The organism is Kitasatospora sp. NPDC004614 (genome assembly GCF_042873675.1).
In the GTDB taxonomy this organism is placed as follows: Bacteria; Actinomycetota; Actinomycetes; order Streptomycetales; family Streptomycetaceae; genus Kitasatospora.
This window is the reverse complement of the sequence record NZ_JBIALR010000008.1, coordinates 34,856-55,792: the sequence shown is the minus strand read 5'-3', so window position 1 is coordinate 55,792 and position 20,937 is coordinate 34,856. Positions and strand designations below refer to the sequence as shown.

Sequence of the window (20,937 nt, the reverse complement as noted above, 5' to 3'; positions counted from 1 at the left end):
AGGGTGTAGCCAGCACCACCCTCAAGACGGATACCTGCATGATCGAGCGTCAGGGCGGGGCCGGGCAGGATCGTGCCCGTGAACACCACTTCGAACCGCAAGCGCCGTATCAGCGCTGTCGCAATCCTGGGTCTCGCCGCATCAGTGGCCGCGACCGGCACCGGACTCGCCGCCACGACCCCGCCGTCCACCGCGCACGCGACCGCCGCCACGGCTGCCGCCGCGCCCACGCGGTCCTTCCAAGGCACGCTCCCCGCGCCGACCGGCCCCTATGCGGCCGGCGAGGACGTCATCCACCTCACCGACGCGAGCCGTCCCGACCCGTGGGTGCCGTCATCCGGCCCCCGCCAGCTGACCGTCACGATGGTCTACCCGGCCGTCCCCGGGACCGGGACTCCCGCCCCTTACATGACCCTCGGCGAGGCAGCCGGAATCGTCCAGCGCCGGAAGCTGCCGGCGAGCTCCGGCGTCACCCCGGAGAGCCTCTCCAGCGTCACCACCAACGCCTTCGACGGCGCGCGGCCGCAGATGGGCAAGTATCCGCTGGTGGTCCTCTCACCCGCGTTCGAGAACCCGCGCATGACGCTCACCTCGCTCGCGACCGACCTGGCCAGTCACGGCTACGTCGTCGCGCTCGTCGGCCACACCCACGAGGACAGCGGCGAGACGCTGGCGAACGGCCAGACATCGCCGTGCGCGATCTGCGACTACCCGGCGTGGCTCGACTTCGACTCCGTCGCCGCCGGCCGTGCGCTGGACGCGTCCTTCGTGATCGACCAGTTGACGCACGGCAACACCGCGTGGCGCCTGGCACACCTCATCGACAAGCACGAGATCGGCATGGCCGGACACTCCATCGGCGGAGCGGCCGCCGCCGCCACGATGATCGCCGACCCGCGAGTACGGGCCGGAGTGAACATGGACGGCACCTTCCACCCGGACCCGACGCCCGGCCAGATCAACCGGCCGTTCCTCATGCTGGGCAAGACCGCCAACACCGATTGGGAGCACCCCTGGGCCGCCCTCGGCGGCTACAAGAAGTGGCTGACGGTCACCGGCGCCGACCACTTCAGCTTCGCCGACCTGGACCTTCTCCAGGGGCAGGCCGGGTTCCCGACGCCGCCCCTCTCCCCGGACCGCGGGATAGCGATCACCCGCGAGTACGTGACGGCGTTCTTCGACCAGACGCTGAAGGGGACCCACAGTCCGCTGCTGGACGGCCCCTCGCCGGACAATCCGGAAGTACTCTTCCAGCACTAGTCGACGCGCTCGGCGGCATACTGGCGGGATGAGCTTCGGGGCGGGGTCCGGCGAGAACGACCGGGGCGGGGTGACACTCGGGGAGAGGTTGCTGCGTGCGGCGGACGGCCTCGGAGTTGTCCTGCCCCAGCCGGACGGGCAGTGGAGCGGCACAGCCGCGTACGCCGACGCGGGGCTCGACCGGCGGGTGACGGTGCATCCGGCCGACGAGCAGCGTCGGACTTTCCGGGTGTACCTCCAGCACAATGGCCGGCGCCTGGCCGGCGGGTCGACCGCCGATCCGGCCGAGGTGGTCAGGGCGGTGGTGGCCTGGACCGGCGGAGCGGGGCTCGAGGAAACCAAGGAGCAGGCCCCGTGCATCGAGTTCCGCCCCTGGGCTCTCGCGCACGAGCGGGAGCCGCTCGGTGCCGTCGAACTGGAGTGGTGCTGCAGGCTCGACGGCATCCACATGCCGCCGATGAACCGTTTCCCGCGCGTGCACGCGCTGTTGGCGGCGGCGTACGCCGAGCCGGTGCTCCGCCAACTGATGCCGGTGACCTCCCACTTCAACCTCTGGTTCTCCACCAGCACCACGGCGGATCGGCGTACGACAGGGGTCGGTCCCATGATCTGGCCGCACTACGAGAGGTCCTACGCGGTACGCGACGGGCACGAAGTGCTCGCACGCTTCGAGACGCCGGAGGAGGCCGTCGCCTTCATGGTGGCCGCCCTGCCGGAGGGGATCGGGCCGGCGCGCTGAGCGTCGTCCGAGCGGTACCGGCAGCGATCGCGTCCGTCGTCAGTCCGGCGGCACCCGGCGCCGGACACCACCCAAGGGCGGCCGGCCGCCGGTCGGACAGCTGCCGGTTCTCCTTGCCACCTTGACGGTCAACGGGCGGCGAGAATCTCCCCGCGCTCGACGGCCCCGCGCAGGACGGCCGCGAAGTCGGGGGGAAGGAGGTTGACCGCGTCGAGGGCGTCGGTGGTCAGGGGGATCTCTTCGAGGAGGTACTCGCCCCGGCCTTCCTGGCTGAACTCGGGGCCGGTGCGGTCCGCGAAGCTCCACTTGTCGACGGTGGCGAGGTAGAAGTCCTGGCGCTCGTCGTCGGTCTCGATGGTGTGGAGGAGGCTGACGATCTCAGCCTCGCCCGCGATCTCCTCGCGGACCTCGCGCAGCAGGGCCTCCTCGGGGCTGGCATCGGTCGGCTCGATCTTGCCGCCGACGATCACCCAGTACGGGTCGATGCCGGGGCGGATGCGCTTGATCAGCAGCATGGTGTCGTTCGGGGTGAGGAGGACGGCGCGGACGCGGTGCTGCATGGTGATCTCTTCCTTCTCCGGTGGTTTGGTCCTCGGGTCGGGCTCGGTGGCGGGAGGGCGGGCCGTTCTCCGCCTCCACCTGGATGGCCCCGGGTAGGACAGTGTTCACGCAGATCCCTGCTGGTCCAAGTTCCCTGGCCAGCGACCTGGTGAGGCTCAGCAGTCCGGCTTCGGCGGCGCTGTAGGCGGTGAGTCCGGGACGGCTGGCGCGGGCGTTGACGCTGCCGATGTTGACGATCCGGCCCCACCGGCGCTCCGCCATGCCGGGGCTGACGGCCCCGCAAGTGCGGTAGTGGATGGTCAGGTTGGACTCGATGGTACGCGCCCACTCGTCCTCGCCGAGCTCGTCCCGCGGGATACGCGGGTAGGCGCCCGCGTTGTTGACGAGGACATCGACCGGCCCGAGTTCGGACTCGACCTGACTGACCAGCGCGGCCACGGCGTTCGGGTCGGTGAGGTCGGCGCTGACCTCGATGCCGCTGCGGCCCTCGCGCCGTACGTCGGTGAGCACGGTGCGGGCCTGGCGGATCTGCGCGAGGTGGTTGACGGCGACGGCAGCTCCGGCGGCGGCCAGGGCGCGGCCGATCGCGGCGCCGATCCCGGTGGCTCCGCCGGTGACCAGCGCGGCCCGGCCCTTGAGTGGCATAGCGGCGATGGGCAGTTCAGTTCGCCCACCCGGTCACCCACGAGGAGATCGCCCGCACGGCATGGCGCGGCTGGAGCAGTTGCTGGATGAGTGAGGCCCCGTCGTCCCGGGAAAAGGGACGGCGGGGCCTTCTCTGCCGCTTCGCGCGGTTCAGGCGGCGCCGAGCCGTCCGTTGGCGACGGCCGACACGAAGGTCGCCCAGGCTTCGGGAGTGAACTTCAGGACGGCTCCGTTCGGGTCCTTGGAGTCCCGGACGTGGCCGAAGTTGGCGTCGTCGACCTCGACGCACGAACCGGCGTTGCCACCGGAGTGGCTGCTCTTCCGCCAGCGTCGTGGCGAGGCGGGCTCATTGGGGATCGTATGCATGTTCGTGTTCCTCCACGGCCGACTTGATTCGGGCGAGGGACGCCTCCGGTGACAGCGCGGCGGCCCGTACCAAATCGTAGGACTGGCGGCATTTCGCGACCAACGTCGGCTCGTCGATGAGATGGCCGATGTGCGGGCCTTCCACGTACGCCAAAGGGGGCGCATTGTCGAAGGTCATCAGGCTGATCATGCCTTCGAGCATCGCGTGCGCACCGGCGTCGAACTGTACGACCTGGACGATGATCTGCCGTTCGGTGATCAGCCGAATGATGTGCCGGAGTTGCTCGGTCATGACTCGTCTGCTATTGACCACCCTCTGGAGTACGGCCTCGTCGAGAACCATCCACAACACGGGGCCGGTTGGATCCTCGACGATTCTCTGACGTTCCAGCCGGGCGGCCACGCGATCGGCCAACTCGGACTCGTTCAGGAGTGGTTGGGCTCCCAGGAAGATCGCTTCCGCGTAGTCGCGAGTCTGGACAAGTCCGGGAATCACGAGCGCAGCGTACTCGGAGATGGTGCGAGCCCGGGCCTCCTGCTCCACCACCTCGACGAAGTAGTCGGCCATCCGCGGGTGCCGGAGCAGTGGATGAAGGCGCTCAAGGTGGCCGTCGGTGCCGAGCTCCTTGTCGATCGAGCGCGACAGGTCCAGCTGTGGCCGTCGCGTTGCGTTCTCAAGCTGGCCGATGTAGGCCCCGGAGACGAACACGCGTTCCCCGAGGGCCTGTTGGGAGATACCGACGCTCTCCCGCAGCCGGCGCAGCTCGCTCCCGTAGAACGCCGCGGGCGAGCTGGAGGGGTCAAGTTTCTTGGGGCTGACCATCGGTCACCTCTGAGCAGTTTGGATGTTGTGTCGCCGCTGTTTCCCCGGGCGGCACCAAGCAGCCACGATTGAAGCACGGAAAGTAACCATCGCGAAGCGACGAGACAGGCGGTGCCGCCGTGACCGATTCTCTGCTGACCCGCCTTCACCGGGCTCGACGCGACGAGGCTCGCGATGCGTGCGAGAGACTGCGGGCCGTGCTCGCGACCGAAGGCATCATCCTTCCGTCACTCCGAGTTGACGGATCGTCGGACCCCGCCGCGGAGATTTTGGTGCGGCTCGGCACGGCGCCTCCGGCGGTCGTCAGCGGGATTGCGTTCGCACTCGACGTGGGGTTCTCGGTCATCCGGGCCGGCCGCGGAGCTGGCAGCGTGGTGCAGGTGCTGCGCACACCCGACGTCGGCGCTCTGGTGGTGGATGCGCGGGCCGATCGGGTCGGTGAGTACCGCGCGACGGACGAGTTGGGCCGCTTCGTGCTTGCCCCGCCCGCCGGTGGTGACCTGTGGACTGCGGATCCCGGCGACGTCCACGCGGCGACCCGGAACGATGTGGCCCGCGCGGAGGCGGCCAGGCAGACGGCCCGCAGCAACCGGAGGTGGGCTGGATGACCGGGCAGCGGCGGCCAGTTGAGACTCCCGCCCTGAACGTGACTCCCGTGTGCAGGGCGGGCGCACCATCCGGCCGGTCGTTCGATCGGCTGGTGAACACCATTCCCCCGAGGAGGGGCCATGCCGGAGATCGACCTGTACGTGCTGCCGATCGAGGGCGCGACCTTCGTGCGCCAGTGCGACGGCAACCTGACCAGCGAGGACGAGAGCTGCGTGGGTCTCGCGGCCATCCCCGGCGTCGCAGACGGTTTCGTCCTGCGCGACACCAAGGCGGAAGGCGCGGGCCGGGAACTGCGGTTCACCCGCCACGAGTTGGACGCCTTCGCCGTTAAGTGGGTGGAGGGCCGGGCCCTGGCGGTCTGACGTCCTTGGGCTGACGTACCGAGCTGAATTCACGCGGGGGACGTCCGGTCTGAGTCGCAGTCAGGCCGGGCGGCCCTCGCTCCATGGAGGATACCTGTGACGAGTTCCCGGCACTGGCACGGTTACGGCCCCTGGATCGGCAGGCCGGAGCAGTACTTCGGCGAGTACCTGCGGCGGCCCTCGCCGTTCGACTCGGCCTGGCACGCGATGGTTGCCGGCATGAAGGGCCCCGACCAGGAGGCCCATCTGCCCTTCGAGCAGCGGACGATTCCGCCCATGCAGACGGGGCACTACCTGCTGCGCCGTCCGTCCTATTTGGGGAAGCAGACCTGGCCGGAGCCCAAGGAGGCCGCCGAGTGGCTGGCGAACATCTACGAGCTGCACCCGCCGGCCCTCCGCCCGGACGGCGGTGCGGTGGACTGCGGGCTCGGCGCAAAGGTGGCGCACGCAACGATGTCTTTGGGCGGCGGTGTTGACGTCGTGTGGGTCCACTACCTGCCCGGCGAACGCATGCTCTGCATGGCGGTGGTCGCCTGCCCCAACCGGTTCCACCCCGGTGTTCCCTGCCCGCACCCCCTCCTGTGATCGGAGGCGACTGAAATGGCACTCGCAACACTGGTCGGCCAAGAGGCCGCCGCCGCCCTCCTTCGGGCATGCCCGACCGAACCCGCGGTATACCGCCGTGAGGGCTCCGAGTTGGACGAACGGATCCCGCTGTCGCTGATCGAGGCATACATCGACCACGGGTTGACGGACCCGGCGTTCACCGCAGCGGTGAAGGACGGCAGGGCCGTTCACCCGGGGCGATTCTCGCGGGGCGGCAGGATGCGTTCCGGTCGGCTGAGGACACTGTTCGAGAGCGGGCACACTGTCAACCTGCGGCACTTGCAGGAGCGCGTGCCGTACCTGGCCGAGCTGTGCCGCGCGATCCATGCCGAGACCGGGTACACCCTGTCCGTCTCGGGAATCGTCACTCCACCGGGGCAGCAGGGGCTGACCCACCACTGGGACCAGTTCCAGGCCGCGGTCACGCAGGTCAACGGCCGGAAGCGGTGGCCGATTTGGCGGCCCGAGGTGGTGTCCCCGGTGGACGACTACCTGGACTCGCCGGGCATGTGGACGGCCGAGATGCAGGAGCGCTGGGACAGCACCGAGCCGTACGCGGAGTACGTGCTGGCGCCCGGCGACACGCTGGTCCTGCCACGGGGGTGGGTGCACAGCCCGCACTGCCTGTCGGGCGATTCGGACCCGTCGTTCCACCTCACGTTCGCCCTGTGGGAGCGGATCCCGCTCGACCTGGCGGAAGCGCTGGTGCGCACCGCGCTGCACAGCGACGAGTTCCGGGCCGGGATCCCGCCGGAGAAGCTGACGGCGGAGAATCTGCCGGGCACGCTGGACGACGTGCGTTCGGCGCTGGTGAGGTTCCTCGCCATGGCGGACACCAGCGCCACTGCCGGGGCCGTCCGAGCAGGGCTGGTGCCGTTGCTGTCCGAGGCGTAAGACGATCCGTCTCGCCCGCGGCGTGGCAGGGCAGGATCGGGGACTGCCCTGTTGTCGGTTCGGTTGGAGTTCCTGTGGCTGTCGTCGAGATTCCCGGTTCGAAGTCGGTCACCGCGCGTGCGCTGTTCCTGGCGGCGGCTGCGGAGGGGACTACCACGTTGGTGCGGCCGTTGGTGTCGGACGACACGGAGGGGTTCGCGGAGGGGCTGCTCGCGCTGGGGTATGCGGTGGGGCGCGGAGAAGACGAGTGGCGGATCGGGGGGCGGCCGGGCGGGCCCGGGGTGGAGGGGGCGCGGGTGTTCTGTCGGGACGGGGCGACGACGGCGCGGTTTCTGCCGGCGTTGGTGGCGGCGGGGCGGGGGACGTTCCACTTTGACGCGTCGGCGCAGATGCGGCGGCGGCCGCTCGGGCCGTTGACAACTGCGTTGCGGGAGTTGGGCGTTGAGGTGGAGTGCCACGGGGAGGACGGCCACCATCCGTTGAGTGTGCGGACGGACGGGGTGCGGGGCGGCGAGGTGACGCTGGACGCGGGGCTGTCCTCGCAGTACCTGACCGCTCTGCTGCTGCTCGGCCCGCTCACCGAGGACGGGCTGCGGATCCGGGTCACGGATCTGGTGTCCGCGCCGTACGTGGAGATCACCCTCGCGATGATGCGCAGTTTCGGCGTCGAGGTCGAGCGGGAGGGCGAGATCTTCAGCGTGCCGCCCGGCGGCTACACGGCGACCCGGTACGCGATCGAGCCGGATGCGTCCACGGCGTCGTACTTCTTCGCGGCGGCAGCGGTGACGGGACGCGAGGTGACGGTCCCGGGGCTGGGGCGGAACGCGTTGCAGGGCGATTTGAGGTTCGTCGAGGTGCTGGAGCAGCTGGGCGCCGAGGTGGAGGTGGGAGCGGACGCCACCACCGTCAAGGGCGGCGCGCTGACCGGCGGGACGGTCAACATGCGGGACATCTCCGACATCATGCCGACGCTCGCCGCGATCGCGCCGTTCGCGTCGGGGCCGGTGCGGATCGAGGACGTGTACAACACCCGGGTCAAGGAGTGCGACCGGCTGGACGCGTGCGCGGAGAACCTGCGGCGGCTGGGCATCGACGTGCGGACGGGGCGGGACTGGATCGAGATCCGGCCCGGTGCGCCGCGGGCGGCGGAGATCGCCAGCCACGGCGACCACCGGATCGTGATGTCGTTCGCCGTCACGGGGCTGCGCACCCCGGGCATCACGTTCGACGATCCGGGGTGCGTGCGCAAGACCTTCCCGGGCTTCCACGAGGCGTTCAAGGGCTGGGCCCGATAAGGGAGTTCAGTCCTTCACGGCGCCGCCGAGTCCGGACACCATGTGCCGCTGGACCAGGACGAAGAAGATCAGCACCGGGACGGTCATCAGGGTGGAGGCGGCCATGATGCCGCCCCAGTCGTTCTCGTCCGGCTTGAAGAACACCATTAGGGCTGCCGGCAGCGTCTGGTGGTCGGTGTCCAGGATTAGCGTCTTGGCGAACACGAAGTCGTTCCAGGCGGTGATGAAGGAGAACACGCTGGTCGCTGCCAGCCCGGGCGCGACCAGCGGGAACAGAATCCGCCACAGGATGGTGAAGCGGCTGGCACCGTCGATCCGGGCGGCCTCCTCGAGCGATTCGGGGACGGCGGCGACGAAGCCGCGCAGCATCCAGACCGCGAACGGCAGCGAGAACGCCAGGTTGACCAGCATCAGCGCGCCGAGCGAGGAGAGGCCGAAGCCGGGGGCGACCGTGCCGATGTCGCGGACCAGGAAGAACAGCGGGATGGTGAGCGCCTCGACGGGCACCATCTGGGCGACCAGGAACATGATCAGAATGGTGGTCCGGAACCGGAACTTGAACCGGGACAGCGCGACGGCCGCCAGGAAGGCGATCGCGGCGGAGACGACCACCACGACCACGGCGACGGCCAGGCTGTTCAGGAAGTACCGCCCGAAGCCCGAAACCCCCAGCGCGTTGCGGAAGTTGTCCAACGTGGGCGCGAAGGTCCATGGCCGCGGGTGCGCGCCGGTGATCTCGCCCTTCGGCTTGAGCGCCGACAGCACCATCCAGTACAGCGGGAAGACGGTCAGCAGGGCGAGCACGATCGCCACCACGTTCGCGCCCTGCCTCAGGACGCGATTGTCGCGCTTCAAAGTTCCTCCCCGGAGCGGCGCAGGCCGCGGATGTACACGGCGGTGACGGCCAGCAGGATCAGCGTCATCAGGACGCCGATGGCCGCGCCGAGGCTGTAGTTCTCCGCGACGAAGGCCTTCTGGTAGGCGTACACGTTGAGGACGAGGTTCTGGCCGGCGATGCCGCCGCCACCGGTCATCACGTAGATCTGGGTGAAGACCTTGAAGTCCCAGATGATCGACTGGATGACCACGATCACCAGCAGCGGCCGCAGCATCGGCAGCATGATCCGGTGGAAGATGGTGGCGGTTCCGGCGCCGTCGAGGCGGGCGGCCTCCAGGACGGAGTCGGGGATGGCCTGGATGCCCGCGTACAGGGTGATCATCACGAACGGGAAGCTGTGCCAGACCACGACCACGGCGACCATCGCGAACGCCGACCACTTGTCGTACATCCAGTTGTGGCCCTGGGTGCCGAGGATCTCGTTGACCAGGCCGGAGTTGGTGTCCAGCAGGAACATCCACACCGTGGAGCCGGTCATCGCGGGCGCGGCCCAGGCGCCGAGCGCGCCGAACATCAGCAGCAGCCGCGGCCACTTGCCGACCCGGGTCAGCAGCACCGCGCAGACCGCGCCGGCCACCAGGGTGGCGACGACGCAGAACGCGGCGAACGCCAGGGTCTGGCCGAGCACCTCCCAGAACTGCGAATCGCCGAGGATGTCGGTGTAGTTGGACAGTCCGACGAACTCGGTCGGCACCCCGCCGGAGGCCTGTGGCTGGCCGAACTTGAGTACCGACAGCAGGCCCAGCTGGTACAGCGGATAGCCGAACAGCGGGATCAGCACCAGCGCGGCCGGCAGCAGCAGCCACAGCGGGACGGGGATCCGGGCGAGCGGCCCGGATCGGCGGCGGCCCTTCGCGGGGGCGCCGCCCGCCGGGCGGACCGGGGATTCCCCGTGGTCCGCCCGGGCGGTGACGGTCGTGGCAGGCATCGACAACTTCCGCTTCTCGTCTACAGGTTGAAGGCTCCGACGGCTACTTGCCGCTGAACGAGGTGTTCATCGCGGCCGCCGCCTCCTTGGTCGCGGCAGCCACGTCGGACTTGCCGGTGATGACCTTCTGCAGCATCGTCGGCACCACGGCCTGGGCGTCGATCTTCGCCCAGGCGGCGTCCTTCGGGACGAACTTGGTGCCCGCCTCGATGGTGTCCGTGAACGGCTTCAGCCACGGCTGCTTCTGCACCACCTCGGCGCGCGCCGAGGACAGCGTCGGCAGGTTGCCCATCGCGTCGAACAGCGCCAACTGGTTCTTCTTGGAAGCCAGTTCCTTGATGAAGTCGGCGGCCAGGCTGCGGTGCTGGGTGGACTTCATGACACCCAGGTCGTTGCCGCCGGAGAACGCCGGCGCGATCTGGCCGGCCGCCGCGCCCGGCAGCGGGACGATCGCGTACTTGCCCTTCGCCGCGCCCGCCTCCACCGCGCTGCGCGAGGAGTTCGGCAGGATCGCCATGCCGGCCTTGCCGGCCGCGAACGACTCCACCGTCTTGCCGCCGGTCAGGTCGGCGCACTGCTGCGCCGGACAGATGGCGTCGGTGAACAGGTCGGTGTACGCCTTCACACCCGCCTGCGACTTCTCCGAGTCGATCGCCGAGGCGTACGCCGAACCGCTCTGCGCCGCCAGGTCGCCGCCGTTCGCCCAGACGAACGGCAGCGCGCCGAAGGTGTACTTGCCGCCCACCGCGATGCCCAGCATGTCGCCGTGCGCCGAACGGACCTTCTCCGCCGCCGACTTCAGCTCCGCGTACGTGGTCGGCGCGGCCAGGCCCAGCTCGGTGAACACGTCGGTGCGGTAGTACAGCGCGCGGACACCCAGCCACCACGGCAGGCCGTACGTCTTGCCGTCCACCACCGCGGTGTCCTTCAGGTCCTGCGGCAGGTCCTTGCCCTCCTCCCAGCTCGCCAGGTCGGAGGTGAGGTCGGCGAGGCCGCCCGAGGCGGTGTAGCCGAACAGGTCGGTGTTGCCGAACTCCACCACGTCCGGCGCGGAGGACGGGTCGTTGAACGCGCCCTTCATCTTCTCCGCGCGCGGCCCGGCGTCCGTCGGAATGTACGACACCTGCACGTCGACGCCCGCGTGCTTGGCCTTGAAGTCGGCGACGGCCTGCGCCACCACCTGCTCCTTCGGCGCCCGGTTCGCCTCGTCGTACAACCACACCTTCACGGTGCCGGTCTGCTTGTCCGCGGACGAAGCGGTCTTGGCGGTACCCGGCGCGCAGGCCGTCGCCACGGTGCCCGCCAGCACGGCAAGGGCGGCACCACGGGCCAGCTTCTTCATGCTCAACGTCATCTCCTCGCCGAAAAGCGGGACGCACCTGCAAGATCCGGAGGAAACCGGGACATGCAGTGGGGGATCGGTGTGAGCGGGACATTAGAAAGCCGCCGGGCACGCCGACAAGAGCAGAGCGCGAAAGTTGTGCACTGCAAAATGATGTGCTGCGGAACTGGAACTGCGGCCCACCGCGTCGTAGCGTCACACCCCATGACCAGCACCGCCGCCGAAAGCCGGCCCGCCGACCGGCCGGAACGCAACCAGTCCGCGTCGCTGCGCCGCGCCCTGGCCGTGCTCGAACACGTCCGCGACCACGCCGCGACCGGACCCGACCTCAGCCTGACCGCGCTCGCCGAGGGCCTCGGCATGTCGAAATCCACCGTGCTGCGGCTCGCCGCACCCCTGGTCGACGCCCAGCTGCTCGCCCGCGACCGCGACACCGGCCACTTCCGGCTCGGCCCCGGCGCACTCCAGCTCGGCCAGGCCTACCTCGCGACCCTCGACCTGCGCACCGCCGCCTCCGAAGAGGCCCACCAGCTGATGCGCGAGGTCGGCGGCACCGTTCACCTGTGCGTCCCCGACGCGCCGTACGTGGTCTACGTCGACAAGGTCGAGAACGAGACCGCCGTCCGGATGGCCTCCCGGATCGGCAGCCGGGCCCCCATGTACTGCACCGCCGTCGGCAAGGCCATGCTCGCCTGGATGCCCGAGGACGCCTTCACCACCGTGGTCACCCACGGCCTCCCCGCGATCACCCCCCGCACCCTGACCTCGGCCGCCGCCCTGCGCACCGAACTCACCCGCATCCGCAGCCGCGGCTACGCCGTCGACGACCGCGAGAACGAACCCGAGGTCCGCTGCATCGCCGCCCCCGTCTTCGACCACAACAACACCGTCATCGGCGCCATCTCCACCTCCGCCCTCACCTCCCGCATCACCGCCGCCCGAGCCCGCGACCTCGGCCCGGTCGTCGCCGCGACGGCCGCAAGGGTGTCGCGGACGATGGGCTCCACCCGCTGACGGCTATACGGCGACCAGCCGGACCTGGCCGCCGCAGAGCTTGGTGAGATCGTCGACGTCAGAGGTCAGCACCACCACGGGCCGCTGCTGGCGCAGGGCGAGTTCGGCCACGACAGCGTCGATTGCGTACTTGTGGCCATGCAGGCCGGCCGCGAGCAGGAGGGCTGACGCCGCCTTGGCCTCCTCGTCGCCGACTGGGGCGATGCGCATGCCGGACAGCAGCCAGCTCAGTCGGACCCGATCGGTCCGGTCGTGCACCGCTTCGATGATCGTCAGGGCGCTGATCACCACTTCCATGCCGCGGGCACGCGCTTCCGCGACCAGGGCGACCACCGGTGCGTGGTCCGAGAGCAGCTTGGAGAGCCCCTCGGAGTCGAGGACCAGCGTTCCTTCGTGGTTCAGCTTGCGGCGGGCCATTCGCCCTCTCCGGCGAACACTTCGTCGAACACCTGGCGGGCACGGTCCTGTTCAGCGGCGGGGATCGGCCCGTTGCGGCGCTCGTAGTCGGCCAGATATTCGTCCAGTATCCGGCCACGGAGCTCGCGTTCGACGGCTGTGGTGATGAACGCGGAGAACTCGCGCTTGCCGACCCGCTCCCGGATCGCGGCCGCGGTGCCCTCGGGCAGGGACAGGCTGACCCTGGTCGCCGGTCCGTCGCCGATGCTGTAGGTGCGCTCGGTCATGAGGCCAGATTATCAAAGGAGTGGGAATCGGCCCCGGGGCGACCGGCCGTCAGGCCTCCGCCGGCGCCGCAGGCTGGCGGCGGAGCTTGGTGCCGAGGCGGTCGAGGGCGACGACCAGGGCGGCGAGGACGATGAACTCCAGGACGAGCTGGACCATTTGGAGGCCGACCCAGCCGTAGCCCTTCTCGGTGGGGTCGAGGAAGAAGTAGGGGTAGCGGAGGGGGAAGTTCGGGAAGGCGATGGCGCGGGCCTCGGTGAGGAAGGCGTAGCCGAGGGGGTAGGAGAGCCAGAGCGGCAGGTCGCGCCAGCGGGACGCGTTGCGGGGGGAGAGCAGCAGCCAGTCGGCGAGCACCATCAGCGGGGTGGTGTAGTGCAGGAAGAAGCTGGACCAGTGCTGGAGGCGGTCGGGGCCGGAGACCAGGCCGGGCAGCGGGTTCTCGCCGTGGTTGAGCAGCACGTGCGCGACGATGCCGGTGATGGTGATGTACAGGACGGCGGCGCCGCGCAGCCGCGGCGCGGGGGCGTCGACCGTCCCCCGCTTGACCATCCAGTAGGTCGCGCCGAGGAAGTAGCCCAGCACCAGCACGTTGCTCTGGAGCGTGAAGTACACCAGTGAGCTGTTGCTGAGGTAGATCCCCAGGAACGCGGACAGGGCGATGGCGCAGCGCCACCACAGGGCGGGGCGGGTCCAGACGGTCATGCGGTCACCGGTGATTCGTCTCGCTGGTGCCCCCCGTGGGCACGACTGATCGCCGCACTCTACCTGCCGGTTCGATGGTCCGAAAAGATCACCGGCCGGTGGACGGGCCCGCCCCGTAAGGGAGTTCGGCGCCGCTCAGACGCTCAGACGCTCAGCTGCGCGAGGCGGTCAGAGCGGGAGGTGCGCCGGGCTGTGGGTGTGGCTCTCGATTCCGGTCTCCGCCTGGCCGGCCAGTTGGTGGGCCAGGTCGTGGAAAGCGCGGGCGGCGGCCAGCTCCTCGCCGATGACGGTGTCGGGGTCGTCGGTGGGATTGCGTCGAGCCATGCCCTTGCCCTGAGCGCCGGGCGCGCTGAAGCCGCTGAGCGATGCTGTGCAGGTGGTGCGGGACTCGTCCTCTTCGAAGGTCAGGTCGACGATCCAGTGGTTCTGCATGACGTGTCACCTTCCCGTGCGCACCGGCGACGGGCGGCCGGTGCGCCTTCCTCCCAGCGTCCGCCCGCCCCCGGCAAGCGGCAAGAGGCGGCGGCCGGGGTGCGGTCGGAGAAGGTCCAGCGGTCGGAGAAGGTCTAGCGGTCGGAGAAGGTCCAGCGGTCGGAGAAGGTCTAGCGGTCGGAGAAGGTTCAGCGGTCGGAGAAGGTCCAGCGGTCGGAGAAGGTTCAGGAGAAGCGCAGCTCGCGGTCGGTGACCTGCCCGGTGCCGAGCATCCGGCTGTCGTCGCGGTAGCTGGTGGAGGTCTGCCACGGCGCCCGGTCGCCCTGCCGGGGAAGCCCGTCGACGGCGCGCAGGATGTACCCGGCCGTGAAGTCCAGGAACGGCCGGGTGGGCATCGCGGGGTCGGCGACCTCGGGGCGGCAGATCCGGTGCCCGCGCCGCTCCATGTGGGCCAGCAGGCGGCAGAAGTGCTCGCACAGCAGGCCGATCTTCAGCGTCCAGGAGGAGTTGGTGTAGCCGATCGCGTAGGCGAAGTTGGGGACGCCGGAGAGCATCATGCCCTTGTACGCGACGGTCTCGGCGAGCCGCACGGGCTCGCCGTCCACGCTCATCGGGATCCCGCCGAACGCCTGCACGTTCAGCCCGGTCGCGGTGACCACGATGTCCGCCTCCAGTTCCCGGCCGGACTCCAGCAGCACCCCGCGCTCGGTGAACGTGCGGATCCGGTCGGTCACCACGGCCGCCCGGCCGCCGCGGATCGCCTTGAACAGGTCGCCGTTGGGGACGGCGCACAGTCGCTGGTCCCACGGGTCGTAGGGCGGGCTGAAGTGCTCGTCCACCGGGTAACCCTTCGGCAGCTGGCGGGCGTTCACCCAGCGGATGATCCGCCGGGCCGCCTTCGGGTGTCGCTGGCAGAACGACCAGATCGCGTACTGCTGGGCGATGTTCTTGCGCCGGGCCAGCGCGTAGCCGCGCTCGTCGCCGAGCAGCCGCCGCAGCAGGTTGGCGATGTGGTCGCGGCGCGGCACCGGCATGATGTACGTCGGCGTGCGCTGGAGCATCGTCACCTGCCGGGCCCGCTTCGCCATCGCGGGCACCAGGGTGACGGCGGTCGCGCCGCTGCCGATCACCAGCACGCGCTTGCCGGTGTGGTCGAGGTCCTCGGGCCAGTGCTGCGGGTGGACGACGGTGCCGGTGAAACGTTCCAGCCCCTCGAACTCGGGCGTGAAGCCCTGGTCGTAGCGGTAGTAGCCCATCGCGCAGAACAGCCAGTCGCAGGTCAGGGTGAACTGCTCGCCGGTGTCGGCGCGTTCCACCCGGACGCTCCAGCGGGCGTCCGCCGTCGACCAGGACGCGTCCAGCACCCGGTGGTGGTAGCGGATCCGGTCCCGCAAACCGTTCTCCCGGACGGTTTCGCGCAGGTAGGACAGGATCTGCGGGGCGTCCGCTATCGACTCCTTCTCCCGCCACGGCTTGAACGCGTAGCCGAAGGTGTGCAGGTCCGAGTCGGACCGGATGCCCGGGTAGCGAAACAGGTCCCAGGTGCCGCCGAGATCGGCCCGGGCCTCCAGGATCGCGAACTCCTTGCCGGGCAGTTCGGCGGTCAGGTAACGGCCCGCGCCGATACCCGAGATCCCGGCGCCGACGATCAGCACGTCCAGGTGCTCGACGGGCGCGGCCGTCCGGTCGTCGGGCGCAGTGACGGTATCGGTGGACACGGGCGACTCCTGTGGCGGTGGCGGACGAGACCACGTCATCGTCCACAAATCCTGCGGCAGTTGCCCAGGTTCAACCTGCACCGGGCTGCCTCTTTCCCGGTGCACTCTGCACCAGTACGGTGACGGGCATGCCGCTGCCCCCGCCCCGGATCCTCAAATTGATCCGCCAGGGCGCCGAACTTGCCCTCAACCCGCAGCCCGACTGGCTCGCCGAACTCGACGCCGCCACCCTCGCCGGCGAGACCCGGCGACCCATCGCCGACGACCCCGTCCTCTCCGCCGGCCTGCGCCGCGTCAACCGCGCCAACCTGCTGCGCTGGGCCGCCGCCAACGTCACCGCCCCCGGCGCGCCCGTCCCCGCCCCCGAAGGCGAGGAACAGCGACTGATCGCCCGCGACATCGTCCGCCGCGGCCTCGACGAACCCGCCCTCGACTCCTACCGGGCCGGCGAGAGCGTCGCCCTCCGCCTGTGGACCCGGATCGCCTGCACCCTCACCACCGACCCCGACGACCTGCGCGACCTCCTCGACGTCTCGCTCCGCTCCATCTCCGCGTTCGTGGACGCCTGCGTCGGCGAGATGACCGCCCTGCTGCGCGCCGAACGCGCCGCACTCACCGGCTCCAACCACGCCGAACGGCTGCACGCCGTTGCCCTCCTCCTCGACGGCGCGCCCATCGCCCGCGCCCGCGCCGAAGCCCGGCTCGGATACCCCCTTGCCGGGACCCACACTGCCGCCGTCCTGTGGGTCGACGACCTCGACCAGGACTTCGCCCAACTCGACCGCGCCGCCGACCTGTTGGCGTCCTCCGCAGGCCGCCCCCCGGTCCTCGACGTCACCGCGAGCGCCGCCACCCGCTGGGTCTGGACCGCCGCAAGCCCCGACCTCTCCCGGCTACGCGCCGGCCTGGACCGGCTCCCCGCCGTCCGCATCGCCCTCGGCCCCGCCGCCACCGGCGTCAACGGCTTCCGCCGCAGCCACCTCGACGCCCTCACCACCCAGCGCATGCTCGCCCGCCTCGCCTCCGTCCAACGCCTCGCCTCCCACGACGAGATCGAACTCGTCGCCCTCCTCACCCAGGACCTCGAAGGCGCCGACCGCTTCGTCCGCCACGTCCTCGGCGCACTCGACGGCCCCCCGGCCGAAGCCGTCCGCGCCTACCTTGCCGAACAGTGCAACGCCACCCGCGCCGCCGCCCGCCTCTTCACCCACCGCAACACCCTCCTCCGCCGCCTCGCCCGCGCCGACACCCTCCTCCCACGCCCCCTCGCCGACCACCCCCTCGAAGTGGCCGCCGCCCTGGAAATCCGCCACTGGCGCGGCCAGACACCCGCCTGACAGCTCGGCGCTACAGCTGGAGCGAGAGGTCGCGCCGGAACCAGGTGCCCGGCTTGCCGTCGAGCTCGGCCGGGCCGTCCGGGACGAACCCGGCCTTGAGCAGCACCTTCTGCGACGCCGGATTGGCCTGGGCGGCGGCCGCCCGCAGCGTCCGCAACCCGTGCCGCGTCACCGCCAGCCCGCACAACTCCCGGACGGTCGCCGTCGCCACGCCGCGCCCGGCGACATGCTGCGCGACGCGGTAGCCGAGATCGGCACTGCCGTCCGCGAAGTCGTACAGGTTGAACCGGCCCAGCACCGAGCCGTCCCCGGCGAGCAGCACGTAGAACGTGCAGACGCCGGCCTCCTGCTCGGCGAGCAGGGCGCGGTGCCGGTCGGCGAAACGCTCAAAGTACTCGTCGCCCCGGTCGGGAATCGACGCCGCGAAGTACGCACGGTTCGCGAGTTCGAAGGCCAGCACCGCCGGGGCATGGTCGGCGTCCAACTGCTGCAACTCGGGCACGGCGGAACCCTATTCGGAACGGCGCGCCGAGTTCACCCGAATTTCCGTCAACACCGCCCATCCCCACGGGGCGTGCGGTAGCCGCGGATGGTGATCTTGGTGCGGATGGTGAAACCCAGGTGTTCGTAGAGGGCGAAGGCCGGGGTGTCGGCGGCGGAGTGGAGGAAGGGGCGGTCGCCGCGGGTGGTGATCTGGTGGATGAGGGTGGTGATGAGGGTGGTGGCGTGGCCGCGGCCGCGGGCTTCGGGGGCGGTGCAGACAGCGCTGATCTCGGTCCAGCCGGGCGGCTTGAGCCTTTCTCCGGCCATGGCGACGAGGGCGCCGTTCTCGCGGATGCCGAGGTAGGTGCCGAGTTCGTGAGTGCGGGGGTGGAAGGGGCCGGGGCGGGTGCGTTCGGCGAGGGCGAGCATCTCGGGGACGTCTGCGGGGCCGAGTTCGACGATGCGGGCGGTGGTGCGGGGGAGCGGGGCGTGGCCGGGGTGGGTCATCTGGTAGCCCTCGAAGGTGAATTCGGGTACCAGGTGGTCGGGCGGCAGGACGGGGCAGTTGACGAGGAGGGCGAAGGCGTCGGTGCCGAGGAGTTCGGTCAGGTCGTCCCATGCGTCGGGTTCGGCCGTGATGGCGGAGAAGCTCGCGACCTCGGGGAGGAAGCTGGAGGCCCGGCCGTGGTGGCGGGCGAGATGGGCGTGTCGGCCGGTGAGTGAGGCGGCGACGGGGTTGTCGAGGACGGTGGTGTCGCGGTCGGGCATGGCGGGTTCCCTCCGGTGGGTCGGACGCGATTTCCATCATCGCGGCGCCCGTGCCGCAGACCGTGCGGTTGACTCTTGTTACCGGCGAGTCGCATCCCTATCATCGCCACTGTGACAGCTTTACTGTCAAACCTGGGAGGCGGTCGCCGATGACCCCCGCAACACCCCCCGCCAAGGCCGCCGGGCCGCTCGCGGGCGTCCGGGTCCTTGAGCTGGCGGGCATCGGGCCCGGCCCGTTCGCCGCGATGCTGCTCGCCGACCTGGGGGCGGACGTGGTGCGGGTGGACCGCCCGGGCGGGCAGGTTCTCGGGCCGGCCCCGGAGCAGGACCTGACCAACCGCAACAAGCGCTCCGTCGTGGTGGACCTGAAGGCGGAGGACGGCCGCAGCATCGTGCTCGACCTCGCCGCCCGCGCCGACCTGCTGATCGAGGGCTACCGCCCGGGCGTCGCCGAACGCCTCGGCGTGGGCCCGGAGCAGTGCCTGGCCCGCAACCCGGCGCTGGTGTACGGCCGGATGACCGGCTGGGGCCAGGACGGCCCGCTCGCCGACCGCGCGGGGCACGACATCACGTATCTCGCCACCTCCGGCGTCCTCGGCCTGATCGGTGAGGCGGACAGCCCCCCGGCGATCCCGGCCAACCTGCTGGGCGACTACGCGGGCGGTTCGCTGTACCTGGTGGTCGGCCTGCTGGCCGCCCTGCACCACGCCCGGGCCACCGGTACCGGCCAGGTCGTGGACGCCGCGATCGTCGATGGCGCCGCGCACCTGTCCACCATGCTGTGGGGCCTGCTCGGCGCCGGCCTGTGGCAGGACCGGCGGGGCGTCAACCTGCTGGACGGCGGCGCCCCTTGGTACGGCACCTTCGCCACCTCCGACGGGCAGTGGATGGCCGTCGGCCCGCTGGAGCCGCAGTTCTACGCCGAGTTCACCCGCCTCCTCGACCTGAAAGAGGACGCCCCGGCGCAGTACGACCTGCCCCGCTGGCCCGAACTGCGCGAACGGATCGCCCGGCGTTTCGCCACCCGCACCCAGGCCGAGTGGACGGAGCTCTTCGAGGGCCACGACGCCTGCGTGGCACCGGTGCTGACGCTCAGTCAGGCCAAGGAGCACCCGCACCTGGCCGCCCGCGGCAGCTACACCGAGCAGCACGGCACCGTACAGCCCGGCGTCGCCCCGCGCTTCTCCGCGACCCCGGCCGCGCTGCGCACCCCGCCCGCGCGTCCGGGCGAGCACACCGCCGAGGTGGCCCGCGACTGGGCTGTTCCAACACTCGACCCGCAAGCCTCCTGAAGGAGACACCCGTTGCAGCGCGAGCTCTACACCGAGGAACACGAGGACTTCCGCGAGAGCGTCCGGGCCTTCCTCGCCAAGGAGGTCATCCCGCACCACGCCCGCTGGGAGCGGCAGGGCATCGTCGACCGTGACGCCTGGCTGGCCGCAGGTAAGGCGGGGCTGCTGGGTCTCGCGGTGGACGAGCAGTTCGGCGGCGGTGGCAGCCAGGACTTCCGGTTCGCGGCGGTGCTGGCCGAGGAGTTCACCCGGGTCGGCGCCAGTGGCCTGGCGATCGGCCTGCACAACGACATCATCGGGCCGTATCTGACGGGTCTGGCGAACGAGGAGCAGAAGCAGCGCTGGCTGCCCGGGTTCTGTTCGGGCGAGCTGATCAGCGCGATCGCGATGACCGAGCCGGACACCGGCTCCGACCTGCAGGCGATCCGCACCACGGCCGTGGACGCGGGCGACCACTACGTGCTGAACGGCGCGAAGACGTTCATCTCCAGCGGGATCCTGGCGGACCTGGTCGTGGTGGTGGCGAAGACCACCGCCGAGGGCGGCGCGCACGGGCTGAGCCTGCTGGTGGTGGAGCGCGGCATGCCGGGCTTCGAGCGCGGCCGCAACCTCGACAAGATCGGCCAGAAGGCGCAGGACACCGCCGAGTTGTTCTTCCAGGACGTGCGGGTGCCGAAGGCGAACCTGCTGGGCGAGGAGAACCAGGGCTTCCTGTACCTGATGCGCAACCTCGCGCAGGAGCGGCTGGCGATCGCGGTCGCGGCGATCGCCGGCGCGGAGTTCGTGCTGGACGAGACGATGGCGTACGTGAAGCAGCGCACCGCGTTCGGCCGTCCGCTGGCCAAGCTCCAGCACGTGCGTTTCGAGATCGCCGAGATGGCCACCGAGTGCGCCGTCACCCGGACCTTCGTGGACCGCTGCGTGCTGGAGCACAACAAGTACAACCTGACGCCGGCGGACGCTTCGATGGCCAAGTGGTGGTCCACCGAACTGCAGAAGCGCGTCGCCGACCGCTGCCTGCAACTGCACGGCGGCTCCGGCTACATGAGCGACAGCGCGGTCGCCCGGGCGTTCACCGACGGGCGCGTCCAGACCATCTACGGCGGCACCACCGAGATCATGAAAGAGATCGTCGGCCGCTCCCTGCTCGGCTGAACCCCGCTCGGCTGACCCCGGCCGACC

The 20,937-nt window shown here is 70.4% G+C and carries 25 protein-coding genes; 11 read left to right on the top strand and 14 right to left on the bottom strand.

The genetic code is table 11. The features are described 5' to 3' along the window. Positions 1-78: 78 nt before the first annotated feature. Entirely contained in the window at positions 79-1,260 is a 1,182-nt protein-coding gene (locus ACFYST_RS18730; protein ID WP_387863669.1) for an alpha/beta hydrolase family protein, read from the top strand. Positions 1,261-1,288: 28 nt separating this feature from the next. Beyond that, positions 1,289-1,999 carry a DUF6193 family natural product biosynthesis protein gene (locus ACFYST_RS18725; RefSeq protein WP_387863666.1) on the top strand — a complete coding sequence of 237 codons (711 nt, stop codon included), beginning with the start codon at positions 1,289-1,291 and terminating at the stop codon, positions 1,997-1,999. A gap of 128 nt (positions 2,000-2,127) precedes the next feature. Here the strand turns inward: ACFYST_RS18725 and ACFYST_RS18720 are convergent, their stop codons facing one another. The 4 genes from ACFYST_RS18720 to ACFYST_RS18705 all read right to left on the bottom strand — a co-directional run bounded on the left by ACFYST_RS18720 (position 2,128) and on the right by ACFYST_RS18705 (position 4,394). Continuing rightward, positions 2,128-2,496, bottom strand: a complete 369-nt coding sequence (locus ACFYST_RS18720; protein WP_387863960.1) for an NUDIX domain-containing protein — start codon at positions 2,494-2,496, stop codon at positions 2,128-2,130. Continuing rightward, the gene (locus ACFYST_RS18715) at positions 2,378-3,205 is read right to left on the bottom strand and encodes an SDR family NAD(P)-dependent oxidoreductase (protein WP_387863664.1); all 828 of its coding nucleotides are present in this window, start codon (positions 3,203-3,205) and stop codon (positions 2,378-2,380) included. The genes ACFYST_RS18720 and ACFYST_RS18715 overlap by 119 nt, the downstream gene beginning before the upstream one ends. 150 nt (positions 3,206-3,355) lie before the next feature. After that, a complete protein-coding gene (locus ACFYST_RS18710) occupies positions 3,356-3,571 on the bottom strand; it encodes a DUF397 domain-containing protein (RefSeq protein ID WP_387863661.1) in 216 nt (71 codons plus the stop codon). Beyond that, positions 3,552-4,394 carry a helix-turn-helix domain-containing protein gene (locus ACFYST_RS18705; RefSeq protein ID WP_387863659.1) on the bottom strand — a complete coding sequence of 281 codons (843 nt, stop codon included), beginning with the start codon at positions 4,392-4,394 and terminating at the stop codon, positions 3,552-3,554. Before ACFYST_RS18705 ends, ACFYST_RS18710 begins: the two co-directional genes overlap by 20 nt. Positions 4,395-4,591: 197 nt before the next feature. Between ACFYST_RS18705 and ACFYST_RS18700 the strand changes: the two genes are divergently transcribed. The 5 genes from ACFYST_RS18700 (at position 4,592) to aroA (ending at position 8,160) form a co-directional block, all read left to right on the top strand. Beyond that, on the top strand, positions 4,592-5,002 hold the full coding sequence (locus ACFYST_RS18700; RefSeq protein WP_387863657.1) for a hypothetical protein: 411 nt from the start codon (positions 4,592-4,594) through the stop codon (positions 5,000-5,002). A 120-nt stretch (positions 5,003-5,122) separates the two neighbouring features. Continuing rightward, a complete protein-coding gene (locus tag ACFYST_RS18695; RefSeq protein WP_387863654.1) occupies positions 5,123-5,365 on the top strand; it encodes a DUF397 domain-containing protein in 243 nt (80 codons plus the stop codon). A 96-nt stretch (positions 5,366-5,461) separates the two neighbouring features. Further along, complete coding sequence (locus tag ACFYST_RS18690) at positions 5,462-5,950, top strand: hypothetical protein (RefSeq protein ID WP_387863653.1); 489 nt, start codon at positions 5,462-5,464, stop codon at positions 5,948-5,950. Between the two features lie 15 nt (positions 5,951-5,965). Beyond that, positions 5,966-6,865, top strand: a complete 900-nt coding sequence (locus ACFYST_RS18685) for a JmjC domain-containing protein (protein ID WP_387863650.1) — start codon at positions 5,966-5,968, stop codon at positions 6,863-6,865. Positions 6,866-6,939: 74 nt separating this feature from the next. Further along, a complete protein-coding gene (aroA, locus tag ACFYST_RS18680; RefSeq protein ID WP_387863647.1) occupies positions 6,940-8,160 on the top strand; it encodes a 3-phosphoshikimate 1-carboxyvinyltransferase in 1,221 nt (406 codons plus the stop codon). Between the two features lie 6 nt (positions 8,161-8,166). Here aroA and ACFYST_RS18675 read toward each other — a convergent pair whose 3' ends face one another. The 3 genes from ACFYST_RS18675 to ACFYST_RS18665 are packed head-to-tail and all read right to left on the bottom strand — an operon-like array spanning position 8,167 to position 11,328. Then, positions 8,167-9,015 (bottom strand): carbohydrate ABC transporter permease, encoded by an 849-nt coding sequence (locus tag ACFYST_RS18675; protein ID WP_387645433.1) that lies wholly within the window; start codon positions 9,013-9,015, stop codon positions 8,167-8,169. Further along, positions 9,012-9,986 carry a carbohydrate ABC transporter permease gene (locus ACFYST_RS18670; protein ID WP_387863645.1) on the bottom strand — a complete coding sequence of 325 codons (975 nt, stop codon included), beginning with the start codon at positions 9,984-9,986 and terminating at the stop codon, positions 9,012-9,014. The genes ACFYST_RS18675 and ACFYST_RS18670 overlap by 4 nt, the downstream gene beginning before the upstream one ends. Positions 9,987-10,029: 43 nt before the next feature. Beyond that, complete coding sequence (locus ACFYST_RS18665) at positions 10,030-11,328, bottom strand: extracellular solute-binding protein (protein WP_387863957.1); 1,299 nt, start codon at positions 11,326-11,328, stop codon at positions 10,030-10,032. A gap of 204 nt (positions 11,329-11,532) precedes the next feature. Between ACFYST_RS18665 and ACFYST_RS18660 the strand changes: the two genes are divergently transcribed. After that, positions 11,533-12,342, top strand: a complete 810-nt coding sequence (locus ACFYST_RS18660; protein ID WP_387863642.1) for an IclR family transcriptional regulator — start codon at positions 11,533-11,535, stop codon at positions 12,340-12,342. A gap of 3 nt (positions 12,343-12,345) precedes the next feature. Here ACFYST_RS18660 and ACFYST_RS18655 read toward each other — a convergent pair whose 3' ends face one another. The 5 genes from ACFYST_RS18655 to ACFYST_RS18635 form a co-directional block, all read right to left on the bottom strand. Then, positions 12,346-12,759: a DNA-binding protein gene (locus ACFYST_RS18655; protein WP_387645426.1), complete on the bottom strand. Its 414-nt coding sequence runs from the start codon at positions 12,757-12,759 to the stop codon at positions 12,346-12,348. Then, complete coding sequence (locus ACFYST_RS18650; protein ID WP_387645424.1) at positions 12,741-13,025, bottom strand: hypothetical protein; 285 nt, start codon at positions 13,023-13,025, stop codon at positions 12,741-12,743. Before ACFYST_RS18650 ends, ACFYST_RS18655 begins: the two co-directional genes overlap by 19 nt. A gap of 49 nt (positions 13,026-13,074) precedes the next feature. Further along, the gene (locus ACFYST_RS18645; protein ID WP_387863639.1) at positions 13,075-13,725 is read right to left on the bottom strand and encodes a Pr6Pr family membrane protein; all 651 of its coding nucleotides are present in this window, start codon (positions 13,723-13,725) and stop codon (positions 13,075-13,077) included. 168 nt (positions 13,726-13,893) lie between these two features. Then, positions 13,894-14,157: a DUF1876 domain-containing protein gene (locus ACFYST_RS18640; protein ID WP_387645419.1), complete on the bottom strand. Its 264-nt coding sequence runs from the start codon at positions 14,155-14,157 to the stop codon at positions 13,894-13,896. Positions 14,158-14,381: 224 nt separating this feature from the next. Next, positions 14,382-15,875, bottom strand: a complete 1,494-nt coding sequence (locus tag ACFYST_RS18635) for a flavin-containing monooxygenase (protein ID WP_387863636.1) — start codon at positions 15,873-15,875, stop codon at positions 14,382-14,384. A 128-nt stretch (positions 15,876-16,003) separates the two neighbouring features. Here ACFYST_RS18635 and ACFYST_RS18630 point away from each other — a divergent pair, with 128 nt between their 5' ends. Then, positions 16,004-17,212 carry a PucR family transcriptional regulator gene (locus ACFYST_RS18630; protein ID WP_387863633.1) on the top strand — a complete coding sequence of 403 codons (1,209 nt, stop codon included), beginning with the start codon at positions 16,004-16,006 and terminating at the stop codon, positions 17,210-17,212. Between the two features lie 10 nt (positions 17,213-17,222). Here ACFYST_RS18630 and ACFYST_RS18625 read toward each other — a convergent pair whose 3' ends face one another. Beyond that, the gene (locus tag ACFYST_RS18625) at positions 17,223-17,714 is read right to left on the bottom strand and encodes a GNAT family N-acetyltransferase (RefSeq protein WP_387863631.1); all 492 of its coding nucleotides are present in this window, start codon (positions 17,712-17,714) and stop codon (positions 17,223-17,225) included. Between the two features lie 47 nt (positions 17,715-17,761). Beyond that, positions 17,762-18,463 (bottom strand): GNAT family N-acetyltransferase, encoded by a 702-nt coding sequence (locus ACFYST_RS18620; RefSeq protein WP_387863628.1) that lies wholly within the window; start codon positions 18,461-18,463, stop codon positions 17,762-17,764. 149 nt (positions 18,464-18,612) lie between these two features. Between ACFYST_RS18620 and ACFYST_RS18615 the strand changes: the two genes are divergently transcribed. Both ACFYST_RS18615 and ACFYST_RS18610 read left to right on the top strand, forming a co-directional pair. Further along, positions 18,613-19,755 carry a CaiB/BaiF CoA transferase family protein gene (locus ACFYST_RS18615; RefSeq protein WP_387645406.1) on the top strand — a complete coding sequence of 381 codons (1,143 nt, stop codon included), beginning with the start codon at positions 18,613-18,615 and terminating at the stop codon, positions 19,753-19,755. A gap of 12 nt (positions 19,756-19,767) precedes the next feature. Further along, complete coding sequence (locus ACFYST_RS18610) at positions 19,768-20,910, top strand: acyl-CoA dehydrogenase family protein (RefSeq protein WP_387645403.1); 1,143 nt, start codon at positions 19,768-19,770, stop codon at positions 20,908-20,910. The last annotated feature ends 27 nt before the right edge of the window (positions 20,911-20,937 follow it).